Genomic DNA, 17,465 nt, shown 5'->3' with positions numbered 1-17,465 from the left:
AGGAAAACAATGGCGACCATACGCTCACAAACTCCCCTTCGCCTAGGACTTGCTGGTGGGGGGACGGATATTAATCTATACTGCGATACCTATACCGGTTATGTTTTAAATGCGACTATTTCTTTATTTGTGCATTGCACTCTCATAGAAAGAGAGGAGAATAAAATCATCTTTGACTCCCCAGATACGGGTGGGTATTGTGAGTATGAAAGCACTTTAAGCCTCGAAAATGACGGCAAACTTGATATTTTCAAAGCTGTTTATAACCGCATTGTGAAAGATTATGCTAAAAAGCCTTTAAGCTTTTCTTTGCACACTTATAGTGATGTGCCAAGCGGAAGTGGTTTGGGTGGGAGTTCGACCTTAGTTGTTGGTATGTTAAAGGCTTATGCTGAGTGGCTTAATCTGCCCTTAGGCGAGTATGAAATCGCAAAATTAGCCTACGAGATAGAAAGAGAGGATTTAGGTATAGTCGGTGGCGCACAAGATCAATATGCTGCGACTTTTGGGGGCTTTAATTTTATGGAATTTTACGCCGATAAACGCGTGATTGTAAATCCCTTGCGTATTAGAAATTACATTGTGAGTGAGTTAGAAAGTAGAGTGGTGCTTTATTTTACCAACATCACAAGAGAAGCTAAGGACATAGAGGAGCATAAAAAGGGTAAGCTAGGCGATCAAAAAAGCCTTGAGGCGATGCATAGTATTAAGCAAGATGCCATTGATATGAAGGAGGCGTTGTTTAGGGCGGATTTTAAGAGGCTTGGCGAAATTTTAGAGCGAAGTTGGAGAAGTAAAAAGACTATAAGCGAGATAGTGAGTAATGATGAGCTTGAGAGGATTTATCATCTAGCTGTGAGTAATGGTGCTTATAGTGGGAAAACAAGCGGTGCTGGGGCTGGAGGCTTTATGTTTTTCCTCTGTGAGCCAACCGCAAAATACCGCCTTTGCGAGCTTTTAAACAAGCAAGGCGGCTATGTAGCAAATTTTTCATTTATCAAAGAAGGAGCAAAATCGTGGAGAGTATGAAGGCGTATATTAAAAATCATTTTGAAGAAAGTTTGAAAGTCAAGGAGCAAATTTTAAAAGATGAAACCTTAATCAATCTTATAGAAAAAATCGCTCTTGAAATCATCAAAGCCTATAAAAATGGTAAAAAAACTCTCATCGCAGGAAATGGCGGAAGTGCAGCGGACGCTCAGCACATCGCTGGGGAATTTGTGAGCCGTTTTTATTTTGACCGCCCGGGCATTGCCAGTATAGCACTGACAACGGATACTAGTATAATAACTGCCATAGGCAATGATTATGGTTATGAAAAGCTTTTTTCAAGACAGCTTGAGGCACAAGGGGTAAGCGGAGATGTTTTTATAGGAATTTCGACAAGTGGAAATTCTAAAAATATCTTAGAAGCTTTGAAAGTATGCAAAGAAAAGGGAATTTTAAGCGTGGGACTAGCTGGAGAAAGTGGCGGAGAGATGGCTAGGCTGTGTGATTATTGTATCAAAGTGCCAAGCTCTTGCACCCCACGCATACAAGAAACTCATATTGTGATTGGGCATATTTTGTGTGCCATAGTCGAGGAAGAGCTTTTTGGCAAAGGCTTTTAGTGGAGGCTATCATACTTTGTGGGGGGCTTGGCACGAGACTTAGAGCTGTGGTAAAAGATGTGCCTAAGCCTATGGCTCCTGTGGGGGGGAAGCCTTTTTTGGAATTTATCTTTGAATTTTTGAAAAAACAAGGCGTTAAAAGCGTGGTTTTAGCTGTTTCTTACAAATATGAAGTGATACAAGAGCATTTTAAAAACGAGTTTTTAGGTATAAAGATAAAATATAGTATCGAGCAAGAGCCACTAGGCACGGGAGGAGCTATAAAACAGGCTTTAGAGCTTTGCGAGGGGAGAGAAGTTTTCGTGCTAAATGGAGATAGTATTTTTGAAATTTCTTTAAAAAATTTGCGTTTAAAGGGAGCAAAAATCTGCCTTGCTTTAAAAAAAATGGTCGATTTTGAAAGATATGGTGCTGTAAAAGTAGATGAAAGTGGAGAAATAGCTGAATTTAAAGAAAAAAGCTTTTGTAAAGAGGGCTTGATAAATGGGGGAATTTATTTGCTTAGCAAAGATATTTTTGAGGGATTTTCGTTTTTAGGTCATTTTTCTTTTGAAGAGTTTTTAAGCACAAATTTCAAAGCCTTAAAGGCGAGGGCGGAGCTTTTTGAGGACTATTTTATCGATATAGGCATACCGCAAGATTATGAAAAATTTTCTCGTTTAAAGGACGAGAGATGACTTTTATAGATTTTTGTAGCGGCATAGGCGGCGGGCGTTTAAAAAGTCTATTTTGTGAAAACTTGATGAAAGAAAACTATGCCTAAAATTTACATTAAAAACAAAAAAAATTGATTATTTGTGCTTTATTTTTATCTAAATTTGATGATTTAGCTTATAAAGCTTTAGGCTTTTCTAGCTTTATAGAGGCTTTTAATGTGTTAGGATTTTCTTTACAGGGTAAGCCTATTTGCGTGGAGGTTAAGGGACTTAGTGAAAATAAGGAGCAGTTTTTACTCACGCAAAAAGAATATGAAATGGTGGATAAATTTAAGGAAAATTATTGTTTGTTTGTTGTAAGAAATTTAAAAGAAAATCCTAGAGAAAGCTTATTTTTCAATCCTTTAAATCATTTTAAGCTTAAAGAGCAAAAAATCACACAAAAAGCTATCAAGGAATTCTTTAATGTATGGTGTGATTTTAAAATATACGGGCAAAAATAGAATTGATGAGCTTTTGCAAGAAATTAAATTTTTTAATGATTTAAGTGAGGTTTTGGAGAATTTAAGAATTTATTATGCTGAGTTTTTAGTAGGTTATGGCGTTTCGTGGGAGGAGATAAGTGAGGAGGAGCATAGAGAAGAAATGTTAGCAAAATCCCTAAACGAATTTAAAGAAATAGCTAGTGAGGCGTATGCAAATAAGGAGCTTGATTATATTTTTGAGCTAGTCAGTGTAAGGCAGTGCGGTGAAAATGGCTTAAATTTTCATCTCATAGAAAAAAGCTATGATTTAGAAAAATGGGGCGTTTAGGAAAGGGTAAAAATAGAGCTTAAAGCCCTTAAATTGTTTTATAATAACAAAGTGTTTTTTACAAGGTATGGCAATATAAAAATCGCTAAAGTAGGAATTTAAAGAAAAGGTGGCGATGGTGGCAGAGAAAGTGCGAAAATGTTGCAATTTAAGATAGACCCCACTTTAGTAGAGTCTATTTACTATCTAAAATTCAATATAATTACCAAATTCTTCTTCTTTAGGAGGGTTTGTTTGAATTTTTTGTAAAGCCTCTTCGTAAGCGTTAATCTTTTGCTTGAGTTCAGCTTTAGCTTGAGCGCTAAGTTCGGATTTTGCTATTTTGACGACTGAAAGAGGGTTGATAGCTTTATTATTGAGATACACGCCAAAGTGAAGGTGCGGTCCAGTGCTCATACCTGTTGAGCCGACATAGCCTATAAGCTCTCCTTGCTTGACTTTTTGTCCTGTTTTGATTTTAGCAAAGCGACTAAGATGTGCGTAAAGGGTCGTGTAGCCTGAGGCATGTTTGATTTTAATCACTTTACCATAGCCTCCTTGTGTGCCGATGAAAGTAACTGTGCCATTTCCAGAGCTTTTTACAGGTGTGCCTGTGGGTGCAGCATAATCAACACCAAGGTGTGCACGGTAGCGTTTTAGCACAGGGTGAAAGCGTGCAGTGGTAAAATAAGAAGAAATTCTTTTATAAACCACAGGTTTAGCAAGCAAAAAGGACTCTAACTCCTTGCCATCGCGTCCATAATAAGTATCGTTAAAGAGGAAAATTTCTTGTGCATTTTTGTTAATCTCAACGACAGCCATATAAATGGTAATATCCCCCCAAAGCTTACCCTCGCGTCTTTTTTGAGAGTAATAAAGCGTGATTTTATCTCCTTTTTGTATAGAGCGGAAATTCACACTGCTTTTAAAAGCCCTTACCATAGCCCTTGCTAAGGTTGAGCTTTGACTCTCTTCATAAACATCTTGATAGGCGGAGGTTTTAACTTCTATGCGTAAAACCCTTTCTTCTTTTGTGTAATCCACAGGCGTGAAGGTGAGCTTGTATTCATCTTTGCTTTTATAGATGTGAATTTGAAGCTCATCACTAATGGGGATTAGCACTTGCTCGATTTGTCCGTTTGTGTCTTTTAAAATTTGATATTTTGCTCTTGAGGCGATTTCGGAGGCTAATTCTTGGTCTTCTCTGTCAAGATTGTAATATAAAGCCATAGGGATGGAATTTCTTTGTAAAAATTGTAAAAGCGTATCGCCATTATCCCATAATCTCTCTTCGACACTAGATGAGGCAAAAAGGGAGCTAGCGAGTAAGCCTAGTGCTAAAATAAATCTTTTCATAAAATGCCTTTTGCTTGATTAAAATCTCAATTTTACTTTATTTTTCTTACAATTCTTTAACAAAAAGCTATTATAATCATATTTTTACTTAAGGAGTTAGCGTGTTACGATGGATTTTATTGTTGATGATTTCAAGTTTAAGTTTAATGGCTGAGTTTAATTTAAAGCCCATTTCTACGACACTTTTAAAGGTCGAGGACATTTATGGCTATGTGAAAGATAATGAAAATTTAGTCCCTTATTCTAGTGGAGTTGTGATGTATCGCTTTAAAGAGTCTCAAAGTATCATTGCAAGAGCTGAAGTAGTGGAAAAGAAAAATGGCATAGCTAAACTTGAATTTAGCGTTTTTGACTCCCTAGCTCAAGATGCCCTACCACTGCCAAATGTCCTACCACAAGCTGGTGATGAGGTGATTTTAAATTTCTTATATGATAGAGGCGTGGTGATCGCTCCCGATAAGCAAAGTTACGATTTACTAACGCAGAAATTCCCTCAAATTTACTTCACACACATTGATATTTTAGGCGCACAACTCATACGCACAGGAGGACTTGCTCCTAAGCGTTCTGATCTTAGAAAATTTTGCTCAGAAAATGCTGTGGGAATTTTAATTCTTGCTTTGAGGGATAAATTTAAAATTGTGGATTGTCAAAGTTTAATGACTTTATATGAAGAAGCATTAAACATTAAGCCTAAGAGTTTGCAGCAGCCATTTTACTCAAGAGTGGGTGGATATGAGCGTGATTTTTTTGATTTTAATCCAGTGCAAATGGGGAATTTTTACCGCTACTATGAAACCTTAATCGACTTAAAAAAAGCGAAAGAAAATGATGAAAAGTGAATTTAAAGAATATTTTAAAAAACTTTTAGGCGAAGAAAATGCCCATTTTGACTCTATTCATCAAAGAGCTTATAGTTACGATGCGACTAGGAAGCATTATTTGCCCGATGGTGTGCTTTTTCCTAGAAATGAAGAGGATATTAGTGAAATTTTAAAATACTGCAATGAAAAACAAATCATCATTATCCCAAGAGGTTCAGGCTCTGGCTTTACGGGTGGGGCTTTAGCTGTTAATGGAGGACTTATTTTAAGCTTTGAAAAGCATATGAATCAAATTTTAGAAATTGATTTAGAAAATTTAGTCGCTGTGGTGCAACCGGGCGTGATTAATATAGCCTTGCAAAAAGAGGTAGCCAAACATAAGCTTTTCTACCCGCCAGATCCTGCAAGTATGGAATATTCAAGTCTTGGAGGTAATGTAAGTGAAAATGCTGGTGGTATGAGAGCAGCTAAGTATGGTATTACAAAAGATTATGTGATGGCTTTGCGGGCTGTGCTTGCAAATGGCGATATTATTAGAGCTGGAAAACGCACCATTAAAGATGTGGCGGGGTATAATTTAGCAGGGATTTTAATCGCTAGTGAGGGTTCTTTAGCTGTTTTAAGTGAGCTGACTTTAAAGCTTATCCCTATGCCAAAGCTTAAAAAAACTGCCTTTGCGACCTTTGCAAGCGTTAAAGAAGCGATGAACGCTGTTTATAAAAGCCTTGCAGGAGGGGTTAATCCTGTAAGTATGGAATTTTTAGACAATCTAAGTATCAGGGCTGTGGAGGAGAAATTTCATAAAGGCTTAAATGTCGAGGCTGGGGCGATTTTAATTTGCGATGTGGATGGTAATGTTAAGGAGAGTGTGGAGGAGGATTTAAAATGCTTGAGAGAGCATTTTTTAGAAGCTGGGGCGATGGAATTTAAAATCGCACAAAATGAAAGCGAGGCGGCTGATATATGGTTTGCTAGGAGAAATTGCTCTCAAAGTATAGCCATTTATGGCACTTTAAAGCTTAATGAGGATATTACGGTCCCACGCTCAAAGCTCCCAGAACTTTTAGAAGGGATAGGGCAAATTTCGCAAAAATATGGCTTTAAAATCCCTTGCTTTGGACATACAGGCGATGGTAATGTGCATACAAATGTAATGGTTAAAGATAAAAATGACAAAGAGCAGGTAAAAAAAGGCTATGAGGCTGTGGAGGAGATTTTTAAACTTGCCGTTGGGCTTGGTGGAACGCTAAGTGGAGAGCATGGTATAGGCATTTCAAAAGCACCTTTTATGAATTTAGCTTTTAGTGAAGCCGAGCTTGATTTAATGCGAAATATTAAAAAAGCTTTTGACCCAAATAATATCTTAAACCCTTTCAAAATGGGACTTTAATATGAATTTATGGGATAAAAAAGCAAAAACTTATGCGAGATTTAGTCCTACTTTAAATGAAATTCAAAAGCAAAGCTTTGAGGAATTTCAAAAATTAGGGCTTGATTTTAAAGATAAAAGCGTCATTGATATAGGCTGTGGGACGGGCGTTTGGACCTTGCATTTAGCATTTTTAGCAAAAGAAATTCTAGCTCTTGATAATTCTAAGGCTATGCTTGAAATTTTGCAAGAAGACGCGTCAAAATTAGGACTTAGTAATATTAAAAGTGTGAATTTAAGTTTTGAAGATTTTATGAGAGAAAATGCTAATTTACGCTTTGACATCGCCTTTTTAAGTATGTCTCCAGCCTTGCAAAACGATTATAAACATTTTTTAAATTTAGCACAAAAGAAAATTTATCTTGCTTGGGCAGATTTGAGAAAGAGTGATTTTTTAGATCCTATTTTTAAGCATTTCAATACCGAATTTAAGGGCTTTTATAAAGAGGATTTTGAGAGCTTTTTGCTAGAAAATGACATCGACTTTCATAAGGTGATTTTTGAGGAAAGACGCGTGGTAAAAAGAACGCGTGAAGAGGCGATTGAAAATGCTTTGTGGCATTTACATATGAACGGCATCAATGCAAAGAAAAATGAGCTTGAAAGCCTTATTTTAGGAGATGTGAGGGAAAAAATTGTGGCTAAAATAAAACTGATTATTGTAGGATAAAAGACTTAAATTTTAAGCACTTTTTAGCCATAAAAGGCACGATTTTATCATATTCTTCTGCTACCTGCCACTCTTCTTTTTTAAGCTCGATGATTTTATCTTTTTCAAAGCTTAGTTTATGAATTTTACAAGCATTATTTGAAAGGAATTTTTGCAAATTTTCCTCATTTGAATTTTTTTCAAAAAGCTCCGCCAAAACGCTTAAAGCCACAGGGGAAGAAAACACTCCAGCCGCACAGCCGCAGCACTCTTTTTCACTTTGTGGGTGAGGGGCAGAATCACTTCCAAACATCGCTTTTTCATACCCACTAAAAGCTAGCTCACATAAGGCTTCTCTATCTTCGTAGGTTTTTGCTATGGGTTTGCAAAAAAGATGAGGTTGCATTTTACCGCCGATAACATCATCAAGGCTTAAAATAAGATGATGTAAGGTTATAGTCGCGTATAAATTTTCATAGTCTTTTAAAAGTTTGCAAAGGGTTTTTGTGGTGATATGCTCCATTACGATTTTAAGTTTAGGGAAATTAAGGGCAAGTTTCTCATAAATTTTGGCAAAATTCGCCTCCCTATCCATTACAAAATCATTTGTTTCTCCGTGGATTAAAAGAGGGATTTCTAAAGCACTCATTGCCAAAAGTGTAGGCTTTAAAGCTTCTAAGTCAAAACTTGAAACACCTCCATTTGAATTTGTCGTAATCCCAGCAGGATAAAGCTTAATGCCAAAAATTTCGCTCCTTGCTTCTTCTAAAAATTTCTCATCATAATGCTGAAAAAAAAGGGTCATTAAAGGCGTGAAAAGCTCATTTTCACTTGCTTTTATAATGCGACTTTTATAGACTTTTAAAGCATTTAAGTCGCAAAGTGCAGGGATTAAATTCGGCATAATCACAGCTGCTCTAAAATCCCTTGCCGAGTAGGGGGTAACGCACTCGAGCATAGGCGTGTCTCTTAAGTGTAGGTGCATATCAAGGGGATTTGTAAGCTTCATTTTCACTCCTTGTAAGAAATTCTTAAATTCTAGCATAATAAAGTTGGCATAAAATAAAAATCTTAATATTTATATAGAAAGCTCAAAAATGTCATTTTGTTTTAGTGTGAAAATTAAAAATTTAAATCAATAATAAAATAAGAATATGCACTAAAAAAGATAAAAGGACACAAGCCTTAGCTTATATCCTTTAAAAAGTCTTAAAAAGTCTTATGCAGTCTTAAACTAGCAGTGTGTGATGTTGCACTTTCTCCAAAGAGGAATTTATAGCCTAAACTTACATCTACTCCATAAGGATTTATCCACATAAAAGCTCCCCCTAATTGTGAATAGTATTTTGATGTTTCAAAATGATTGGTAAAGTTTTGATTATTGATTTTAGTTTGGGTATCTATTTCATTATTAAGATTGACCCTTACACCTCCATCAAGCTGAATAGCAACATTATCTTTTCTTTTAAACCAATTCAAACTTGCTGTTGCATAAGTGATACCATAAGTCATATCATCTAAGCTTTCTTTATAGGCTAATTTATTCCCTTTCATATCAAAGCCTTTTAACTTAGCTCCTGTATGACCTATGCCTATTTGAGGAGTGAGATATTGGCTATGATCTTGTAAGTTATAATAAATAATAGAAGCTAAAAATACTCTAGCATCATAAGCATAGTTTTTTGCATCTCCTTGAGATTTAAAACCACTTACTGGTTCTCTTTCAAGATCTGCTTTAGTATAAGAGCCTCTTATATCCACTCCACCAAAAAGTTGTCCTATATGACTTTGAGCTAGTTCTATGCTATATTTTGAACCAAGTAAGAAAGTATCACTATCAAAATTAAAGACATCATCAGCTAAATGAGTCTTATTTTTCTCTACTGCTCCATAAAGCATTAATAAGCTATTATCAAAATATGTATGTCCTCCTGCTAAGATACCAGAGCTTGTTCCATCTGCTTTTTCTGGTATATCTGCTAAGTCTGTTTTAATCTTAGAATAATAAGGACGCACAAAGATATCAAAATTTGTATCAGGTTGGGTTCTTTTATATCTTAAAGAAGCACGACTTGCTTCATTTAAGAAAGAATCAAATAATAAAGAACGACGCCCTAATTGATTGATAAAGGCTTGAGAGAATAAACCTGCCGCACCAAGATTAGCATTAAAACGGGTGTCTATAGTTTGAGTTTGTGCATTAAATTTCCCATAAAAGCCACTTTGTTTAAGATCTTGTGAAAAGTCTGCACTTTTAACATAAACATTTCCAACTCCAGTATTAGCAGCACCTGATACTGAATTAGCTAAAGAAACACTTTTACCAATTTGTGTATCCTCACTCACTAAGGCTATGGTAAGTTTATCTATGGCTACTTTAGCTTGAGTGGTATTAGCATTATTTGTATCTACAAGCTTAACAGTTGCATAGGTTTCTTGTGCTGTGGTGGCTGTTCTTACTTCACCAAAATTTAGAGTAGGAGTAGCACCACTTGCTATTCTAAAGGTAGAAATTCCATTATGATAGCCTATATTCATATTATCATTAATATTAATATTACCATTTCCACCTATTTCTATATTAGCAATTCTACCTTGTTGCATATTATTTAGTTCAAAATCACCTGAAGTAATTTTAAGATTTTCAATAGTGCCTTGGTAATTGTTTAGGGAGCCACCATTATTATTAGTAAGAGTAGAGATGGTGCCTTTCATATTGTTTATGTTACCATTAGTGCTTTGTAGGGTTTGAATATTAGCACTATTATTAACATTGCCTCCTGTGTTATTAAGGGTGGTAATCGTGCCTGACTGATTATTAACATTACCATTACTATTAGTAAGATTAGTAATGTTTCCATTTCCACTATTAGTGATATGACCTCCATCATTTGTAAAGGTGGTAATCGTGCCTGTGTTAGTAATACTATCTGTGCTAGCCTTTGTTTGGATAGCTTTTGTAGTAGGGGCTGCTTTGTAGGTTAGGGAAGTGATAGTTCCTGCGTTGGTGATGTTACCGCCTTGATTGCTAGTGAGGGTGGTGATGGTGCCTTGACCCATAGTTACACTGCCGCCTTTATTATTGGTAAGGGTAGCGATGGTGCCTGATTTGTTGTCAATAGTGCCACCTGTGTTGGTTAGGGTAGTGATGGTTCCGCCATTATTATTTACGCTACCTGCATTTAGCTTAAAATTTTCTATCTTTATGCTATTGCCTGATATTTCTGTTGTACCTGAATCTTGATTGATATTAGTAACGGTTATGCTACTACCATTCTCAATCTTTAAATTAAGTTGTTTGGCTGAGTGGTTTATGGTGGTTACTGTGTTATTTCCTTTTGGTTTAAATTCCAACTTGGTATCATTTTGTATATTTAAATTCTCAATAGTCAAATTTCTATTATTATCATTTTTATCCGGTCTTCTATCGTAAACATAATGAATTCTCGTCCAAACCTTATCATTACCTTCTTTAGAATCCGTATCTATAGTGAGGTCTCCTGTAATGCGACTATCCGGTTTAAATCTAAAATAAATATCATTAAAGTGAAGATTGTTTTTATAGGCAAAAGCTAAGCTCAAATACTCAAAATTATTACCGTGGGCATCAGCCGCCCAAGTTAGACCATTACTTAAATTACCTGAACTTTGAGCTATAGCTATTCCAGCACTAGTTTTCTGCAGTATTTTTACCATATGATTAGAGTTGCTCGGAATCACAAGTTGATTAGCCTGATTAGCGGGACTTTTGGTGTTTGCTTGTAATGAGGGTGTAATACAAGCTAAAGCGAGAAAACAGGTAAAGGACAGGGGGATTTTTTGCGGTAGTTTATTTAAAGGGTTACCCCCCCCCCCCCCGTGTGTGAGAGTTTGACTAAATTGCTGCATATTAAACCTTTCATAAGTAAGATAAAAAATATCCGTAATTATAAACAAAAAAGCAAGTAAAAGTAAAGATAAATTCGAAAAATCGTTTTTTTTTTTTTTGTAAAATGTGTAAAAATAGGCTTTTAATTAATTTTATCTCTCTCTATATTTCACTCCTTAATAAAATAATCTCCGTCAAAGCTAATGAGAGAGTAAGCCCTTTCAGTGCCTATGCTTTCGATAAGTTCTTCTATGCTTAAAAAACTCAAAGTGTCCGCACCGCAATACTCCCTTACCTCTTCGCTGCTTTTATTAGCACTAATTAATTCTTCAAAAGTCGGCGTGTCTATGCCGTAAAGGTCTGGGAATTTAATCTCAGGGCAGGCTATGGCAAGGTGAATTTTTTTCGCTCCTGCTGCGCGTAAAAGGGAGATGATTTTTTTAGAAGTCGTTCCACGCACGAGACTATCATCGATGACGACTATCTCTTTGCCCTCTAAAACAGGGCGCATAGGGTTGAGTTTTAATTTAACCTTAAGATTACGCAATTCTTGAGTCGGCTCTATAAAGGTGCGTCCTACATAGTGATTTCTCACAATAGCCATTTCAAGCGGAAGTTTTAAAAATTGTGCAAAGCCTATGGCAGCACTTACTCCACTATCTGGCACGGGGACTACAAAATCGGCTTTGTGGGTGAATTTTTTCGCTAAATTCTCGCCCATTTTCTTACGCACTTCATACACGCTTTTACCCTCGATAATGCTATCAGGTCTTGCAAAATAAATATATTCAAAAGCACAAATTTTAGGCTCTTCTTTGAAAAGCTGCAAGCTTTCAAATTCCTCCTCTCCTTGCGTAAAAATGAGCATTTCGCCGGGTTTAACATCGCGGATAAATTCAGCCTCTATCAAATCAAAAGCACAAGTTTCACTCGCCACGATGTATCCTCCGTCTTTTAAACGCCCTAAGGAAAGCGGACGCACACCAAAGCGATCTCGCATTACATAAAGCCTATTTCTATCAGCCAAAACGAAGCAATACGCCCCAACGCATTTTGCTAAACTTTCTATAAATCTTTCTTTTAAACTTTCTTTTTTGCTTTTAGCGATTAAATGCACGACATTTTCTGTGTCCATATTAGTGCGGAAAATGGCTCCGTCTTTAATAAGCTCATTTCTAATCTCTTCTTTATTAACCAAATTTCCATTATGTGCTAGGGCTATGTCGCCTAGGATACAAGTGGCGGCTATGGGCTGGGCGTCATTAAGGCTTGAATTTCCAGCGGTTGAGTAGCGATTATGCCCTATGGCTAGGCTTCCGTTTAGATTTTTCAAATTCTCTCCATTAAAAATTTGGCTCACTTCTCCCTTAGCCTTAATGGTTCTTATTTTCGCCCCATCACTCACGCTTATCCCACTTGCTTCCTGCCCTCTGTGCTGCATAGCAAAAAGTGCGTAATACGCATAGGTGCTAGCATTTGATGAATTAATCACTCCTACAACTGCACACATTTAAATTCCTAAAAAATCATTGATAGAATAAAGCCCCGCTTCTTTTTCGTGGAGCCATTTGGCGATTTTAATCGCACCTTTAGCAAAGGTCGCTCTTGAGGTTGCTGTGTGGTTAAGCTCTAAAAATTCCCCCTCTTCATAAAAGCCTATGGTGTGTCTGCCTACTATATCTCCACCTCTTAGGCTCATCACGGCGATTTCATCTTTACTTCGTTCGCCTATTAAACCATCACGACCGCTAATTCTTACCTTAGAAAGTTCCAAATTTCTAGCCTTTGCTACGCTTGTGGCTAGGGTCATCGCCGTGCCACTTGGTGCATCTTTTTTATGACGATGATGCATTTCTAAAATTTCTATATCAAATTCTTTAAGCATAGCACTTGCTTTTGTGGCTAAATGATTTAGCACGGCAACACCTAAGGACATATTTGTCGCATAAAAAATGGGCATTACTTCACTTGCATTATAGAGGGTTTGCATAGTCTTTTCATCAAGCCCTGTTGTGCCTATAACTAAAGGCTTTGGCGTGGTTCTAGCATAAGCGATTAGCTCACTTGTGCCAAGGGGTGAAGAAAAATCGATAATCACCTCACTTTTTTCAAAAAGCTGGTCTAAATTTCCGCCTTTATCATAAAGCATAGCAAGTTTTGCCTCCGTTTCCTCCCTTAAGCAAAGCTCTATCATACGCCCCATACGCCCATTTGCACCATAAATTCCTATTTGAGTCATTTTTTATCCTTACAAAAGAGAAATTTTAGCATTTGTTTTTTTCTATTTTGTTACATCCATTCTAAAACTTGTGAAAGTTCTTTTGCTATAAAGCATTTAAGACCTACATTTTCTAGGGCTTTACTTGGAATGATGGCATTTTTGAAATTTTGCATTTTCGCTTCTTTTAAACGCACATCGAGGCTAAAAACCTCCCTAATCTCGCCGTTTAAACTAAGCTCACCGATGAAAACGCTATCTTTACTCAAGGGGCGGTTTTTAAAGCTTGAAATGATAGCCGCTACGACTGCTAAATCTGCCGCCGTTTCGCTGATTTTCACTCCTCCGCTGACATTGATGAATACATCATAATGCCCTAGAGGGATTTCAAGTTTGCGTTCTAAAAGGGCTAGTAGCATATCAAGGCGGTTTTTTTCGTAGCCTGTGGCACTTCTTTTAGGATAGGAGCTTTCACAAACAAGGGCTTGAATTTCAAGCACAAGGGCGCGTGAGCCCTCCATTACGACACTAAGCGCACTTCCCGCACTTGCTTTTGTGCGAGAGAAAAAGCGACTAGCCAAATCTTTAGCCGAAATCAAGCCTTTAGGACCCATTTCAAAAATCCCCACCTCGCTTGTATTTCCAAAGCGATTTTTAAAGCCCCTTAAAAGCCTAATTTCCTTAGTCGCATCGCCCTCAAAATAAAGCACCACATCGACCATATGCTCCAAAACCCTAGGACCTGCTATGGCGCCGTCTTTTGTGATGTGTCCTATGATGAAAGTGCTGATATTTTTCATTTTGCTTACTTTCATTAATTCAAAAGTTAGCTCTCTAACCTGCGTGATAGAACCTGCGGCGGAGGCTATTTTGGAGCTATAAAGCGTTTGTATGGAGTCGATGATGAGAAATTCATAATCTTGTTTATATAACTCCTCTGCGATATTTTCAAAACAAAGCTCGGTTAAAAGAAATAAATTGGGGCTATTTGCTTCAAGTCTATCGGCTCTTAGTTTGATTTGTGTTTTACTTTCTTCTCCGCTGACATAAAGGACTTTTTTGCCTTTTTGTGCTAAATTTGAGGCGATTTTGAGTAAAAGAGTCGATTTGCCTACGCCCGGACTTCCGCCTATTAAGATGAGAGAGCCTTCAACTATACCTCCTCCTAAAACAAGGTCAAGCTCTACATCTTCGGTGCTTATGCGTGTGAAATTTTCAAGCTCAACATCTTCGATGCACACTGCCTCACTTGGAGTATTTATTTTTTTAGAAAGTTCTTTTAACATGGCTACTTGCTCGGTTTTTAATTCGATAAAACTATCCCAAGCCCCGCACTCAGGGCATTTACCTAGCCATTTACTTTGCTGATTCCCACAGGCTTCACATTCAAAAATGGGTTTATTTTTTGCCATTGTTTCACTTTGTAACAGAAATTGTAATTTTATACGCATTTTAACTAAAAAAATTTAAATCAAAATTTGTTAAGAATAATTTAAAGTAATTCAAATTACAATCTATTAAGATTAGATTAAAGGAGTTGTTATGAGCAAGGTGAAACTTGCTAGCGTTCAATTCTCTCCAGCATCTTTTGAGCGTGAGGCTAATATGGAAAAAGCAGTATTTTGGACTAAAAAGGCTTTAGAATAAGGTGCTAGGATAGTGGCTATTGTGTGGAAGATAAAGATTTAGAGCTAGGACTTGATTTAAATAATAACAAAAGCTCAACTTTAGCCCCTCTAATAAAATTAAGCAAAATTTATAATGCTTACATCATCGCAAATAGCATAGAAAAAAGTAAAATAAGCTTTACGATACAGCCTACATACTTTCTAAAAAGGGTGTGCTTGGTAAATATCGCAAAATTTATCTTTATGATAATGAGAAAAAGGTTTAATAAGGGCAAAAAATATCTCGTTTTTGAGCTGAAATTTGAAGAATTTAAGGTCAAAGTTGGGCTTGGAATTTGTTATGTTTAGTGAGGGTGCTTTTTAGCTTTACAAGGCGCACAAATTCTTATTTACCCTGCTGCATTTGGCGTAACAAGATCTTATGTATAGGACTTGGCAAGTAGGGCAAGGGCTTTGGAGAGCGGGTGCTTTGTCGTGGCGGCAAATCGCTGTGGGAGGGAGTTTTATAAGGTAAAAGATAGCTATATCGAGTTTGCTGGAAGGACGAAAATTATTAATCCCAAAGGTGAGATTATCCAAGAACTTGGCGAATATGAGGAGATAAGCTGCGTAGAGCTTGATGATGTGAAAGCACAAAGAGAGAATTTGACTTATCTTAAAGATTTAAATTTAAAGCTCTGTCGAAAAATGTATAAAAATTTAAAGGCTTAAAAGCCCCCTGCCGCTTTGGGAGGGGGTTTAAAAAGCACTTTCTAACATTTTTTTGATACTTGCGAAATTTTCAAAATTTTCTGCGTTGATAAATTCCGCTCTTAAAGCCTTGCCATAGTGCTTTTCAATCTCTGCTACTAAAGCCATAATGTCAATACTATCAATCACATCATCGCTTACGAGATTATCCATATTTTCATCAATGTCCGTTCGTTCTATATTGATGAAAAATTGCTTGATTTGTTCCATTTGATTCCTTTAAAATAACTTGCAAAAAGGTTATATCAAAGAGGTATAAATTAAAAGCAAATATAAAAATAATTAATTTTTACTTAAATCAAAATACCTTAAAAATTCCTTGCAATACTGCCAATAATCAATAACGCTTGTATCGTGCTTGATAAAAATAAGTTCTTTAATTAATAAATTTTTAAAATCTTCGCTTAATTTTTCATCATTTGTAATAAAATTAAACCATTCTTTCGGTTGGATAAAACTATTTTGATGTTTTTGTAAAGTTTTTTCTAAAATATTAAAAAATTTTGTAAGAAAATTTGCAATATGATTTAGTAAATTTTGATTTGTTTTTAGAGACTCTTTTTTATCGTTAGAAATAAAAATTTTTATTAAATATTTTGCCATTATGTCGTTATGAAATAAAGATGTTATATCGCACATATTTTTATTATATTTATAATCTTCATTAAATACCAAGGAAACAACAGGACTTAAGTAAATATCAAAATCCATACAATCAATTAGAACGGGAAAAAACCAAGAAACAAAACTTTGTTTTGTGGAGTGGGTTGGCATTTTAGATAAATGATGGGCTTCTTTTTGAGAGTATGGTAGAGAGAAAATTTTGGCAAATTTTTTTGAGTTTTCAGATAAATTTTGACATTTGAAAAAATCCATTTGATAATAGTGCATATTAAATTTTCTTTCATAAAAAGGTAATAAGTGAGAGTAATTTACTAAATCAAATTCTAAATATCGATAAGCCAAATTTAAAGATGGTTTTAAAGCATCATCATAAATCCATTTTCCATTATCTAACTTCGCTCCTTCAAAGCATACATCATTATAAATATTTTCAAGCTTTTCATTGAGATAAATTTTTCGACTCCACAACATACTTCTACCTTTATGATTAGCCCATGTTGTTAAAATTTCAAAAGGATCTCTAATGATACTAACGATAGGGATATTATTATCGATTAAATATGATAATTTTATTAAATTTTCACATTTCATTTGAGAACATATTGTCATAACTTGTGTAAAATTAGAAACAACTTTTTGATAATAATTAATGTAAGTTCCCTTTGAGCTCCATATTGTTCTATCCCAAATATTGTTGATGGGATTGGAAAAAGTTTTAGAAAATAATTTTTCTAGCATTCCAGAGCCAGCACCTATTTTCCAATTTAAGATCATTTTTATTTTATTAGGCAAAGGCAAGTTCATCTCCCAAGCTTTTTCAGCAGGAATTTTCTCATAATTTAAAATATAATTTTCATCATTAAGCTTGTCAGGGTTTAATAAAGGAGGATAAGGGTGATTAATATCTTCATATTTTTCTTTAAATTTTTTAGAATTTAACCATAAAGAAACTTCATCAAAATGCTCTAATACAAAAGCCTTATTTAACACAATGACTTCATTTAAAGCCTCATAATGTGTAAGTAAATTTTCTATCAAAGCATAGTTTTTAATAAAAAAAT

At 35.7% G+C, this 17,465-nt stretch carries 16 protein-coding genes and 1 pseudogene; 9 read left to right on the top strand and 8 right to left on the bottom strand.

The features are described from left to right. The first annotated feature begins 9 nt into the window (after window positions 1-9). From hddA to EL158_RS07315, 5 genes are all read left to right on the top strand, one after another. Window positions 10-1,029, top strand: a complete 1,020-nt coding sequence (gene hddA / locus EL158_RS07335; protein ID WP_027304597.1) for a D-glycero-D-manno-heptose 7-phosphate kinase — start codon at window positions 10-12, stop codon at window positions 1,027-1,029. Then, window positions 1,026-1,610: a D-sedoheptulose 7-phosphate isomerase gene (gene gmhA2, locus EL158_RS07330; protein ID WP_263864764.1), complete on the top strand. Its 585-nt coding sequence runs from the start codon at window positions 1,026-1,028 to the stop codon at window positions 1,608-1,610. The genes hddA and gmhA2 overlap by 4 nt, the downstream gene beginning before the upstream one ends. Next, on the top strand, window positions 1,610-2,287 hold the full coding sequence (gene hddC, locus EL158_RS07325) for a D-glycero-D-manno-heptose 1-phosphate guanosyltransferase (RefSeq protein WP_027304595.1): 678 nt from the start codon (window positions 1,610-1,612) through the stop codon (window positions 2,285-2,287). Before gmhA2 ends, hddC begins: the two co-directional genes overlap by 1 nt. 110 nt (window positions 2,288-2,397) lie before the next feature. Continuing rightward, window positions 2,398-2,769: a protein NO VEIN domain-containing protein gene (locus tag EL158_RS07320; RefSeq protein WP_051529146.1), complete on the top strand. Its 372-nt coding sequence runs from the start codon at window positions 2,398-2,400 to the stop codon at window positions 2,767-2,769. Next, complete coding sequence (locus tag EL158_RS07315) at window positions 2,732-3,079, top strand: hypothetical protein (RefSeq protein ID WP_027304594.1); 348 nt, start codon at window positions 2,732-2,734, stop codon at window positions 3,077-3,079. Before EL158_RS07320 ends, EL158_RS07315 begins: the two co-directional genes overlap by 38 nt. Window positions 3,080-3,265: 186 nt before the next feature. Here the strand turns inward: EL158_RS07315 and pgp5 are convergent, their stop codons facing one another. Next, entirely contained in the window at window positions 3,266-4,414 is a 1,149-nt protein-coding gene (gene pgp5 / locus EL158_RS07305; RefSeq protein ID WP_027304593.1) for a peptidoglycan metallopeptidase Pgp5, read from the bottom strand. A gap of 125 nt (window positions 4,415-4,539) precedes the next feature. On the opposite strand from pgp5, the gene EL158_RS07300 reads away from it, so the two are divergent. The 3 genes from EL158_RS07300 to EL158_RS07290 are packed head-to-tail and all read left to right on the top strand — an operon-like array spanning window position 4,540 to window position 7,337. After that, window positions 4,540-5,256 carry a plasminogen-binding N-terminal domain-containing protein gene (locus EL158_RS07300; RefSeq protein ID WP_034956121.1) on the top strand — a complete coding sequence of 239 codons (717 nt, stop codon included), beginning with the start codon at window positions 4,540-4,542 and terminating at the stop codon, window positions 5,254-5,256. Beyond that, window positions 5,246-6,628 carry an FAD-linked oxidase C-terminal domain-containing protein gene (locus EL158_RS07295; RefSeq protein WP_027304591.1) on the top strand — a complete coding sequence of 461 codons (1,383 nt, stop codon included), beginning with the start codon at window positions 5,246-5,248 and terminating at the stop codon, window positions 6,626-6,628. The genes EL158_RS07300 and EL158_RS07295 overlap by 11 nt, the downstream gene beginning before the upstream one ends. 1 nt (window position 6,629) lies before the next feature. Next, complete coding sequence (locus EL158_RS07290) at window positions 6,630-7,337, top strand: class I SAM-dependent methyltransferase (RefSeq protein WP_027304590.1); 708 nt, start codon at window positions 6,630-6,632, stop codon at window positions 7,335-7,337. Here EL158_RS07290 and pyrC read toward each other — a convergent pair. From pyrC to radA, 5 genes are all read right to left on the bottom strand, one after another. Continuing rightward, window positions 7,324-8,325, bottom strand: coding sequence for a dihydroorotase (pyrC, locus tag EL158_RS07285; RefSeq protein ID WP_027304589.1), 1,002 nt, complete (start codon window positions 8,323-8,325; stop codon window positions 7,324-7,326). The two genes, EL158_RS07290 and pyrC, sit on opposite strands and share 14 nt — an antisense overlap. Before the next feature lie 200 nt (window positions 8,326-8,525). Next, window positions 8,526-11,204: a hypothetical protein gene (locus tag EL158_RS07280; protein WP_126361585.1), complete on the bottom strand. Its 2,679-nt coding sequence runs from the start codon at window positions 11,202-11,204 to the stop codon at window positions 8,526-8,528. 149 nt (window positions 11,205-11,353) lie between these two features. Further along, window positions 11,354-12,694, bottom strand: a complete 1,341-nt coding sequence (purF, locus tag EL158_RS07275; protein WP_027304807.1) for an amidophosphoribosyltransferase — start codon at window positions 12,692-12,694, stop codon at window positions 11,354-11,356. Next, on the bottom strand, window positions 12,695-13,423 hold the full coding sequence (gene dapB / locus EL158_RS07270; protein WP_027304808.1) for a 4-hydroxy-tetrahydrodipicolinate reductase: 729 nt from the start codon (window positions 13,421-13,423) through the stop codon (window positions 12,695-12,697). Window positions 13,424-13,473: 50 nt separating this feature from the next. Continuing rightward, window positions 13,474-14,814, bottom strand: coding sequence for a DNA repair protein RadA (gene radA / locus EL158_RS07265; protein ID WP_027304809.1), 1,341 nt, complete (start codon window positions 14,812-14,814; stop codon window positions 13,474-13,476). Window positions 14,815-14,944: 130 nt separating this feature from the next. On the opposite strand from radA, the pseudogene EL158_RS07260 reads away from it, so the two are divergent. Then, window positions 14,945-15,741 (top strand): annotated as a pseudogene (locus EL158_RS07260) (carbon-nitrogen hydrolase family protein). A 27-nt stretch (window positions 15,742-15,768) separates the two neighbouring features. Here EL158_RS07260 and EL158_RS07255 read toward each other — a convergent pair. After that, complete coding sequence (locus tag EL158_RS07255) at window positions 15,769-15,990, bottom strand: acyl carrier protein (protein WP_027304810.1); 222 nt, start codon at window positions 15,988-15,990, stop codon at window positions 15,769-15,771. A 72-nt stretch (window positions 15,991-16,062) separates the two neighbouring features. Further along, the gene (locus tag EL158_RS07250; RefSeq protein ID WP_126361582.1) at window positions 16,063-17,442 is read right to left on the bottom strand and encodes a DUF2972 domain-containing protein; all 1,380 of its coding nucleotides are present in this window, start codon (window positions 17,440-17,442) and stop codon (window positions 16,063-16,065) included. Window positions 17,443-17,465: the final 23 nt, after the last annotated feature.

The sequence above is a fragment of the Campylobacter upsaliensis genome (assembly GCF_900637395.1).
GTDB lineage: Bacteria > Campylobacterota > Campylobacteria > Campylobacterales > Campylobacteraceae > Campylobacter_D > Campylobacter_D upsaliensis.
The sequence above is the reverse complement of the archived record's forward strand: the minus strand, read 5'-3'. Positions and strand labels throughout refer to the sequence as shown.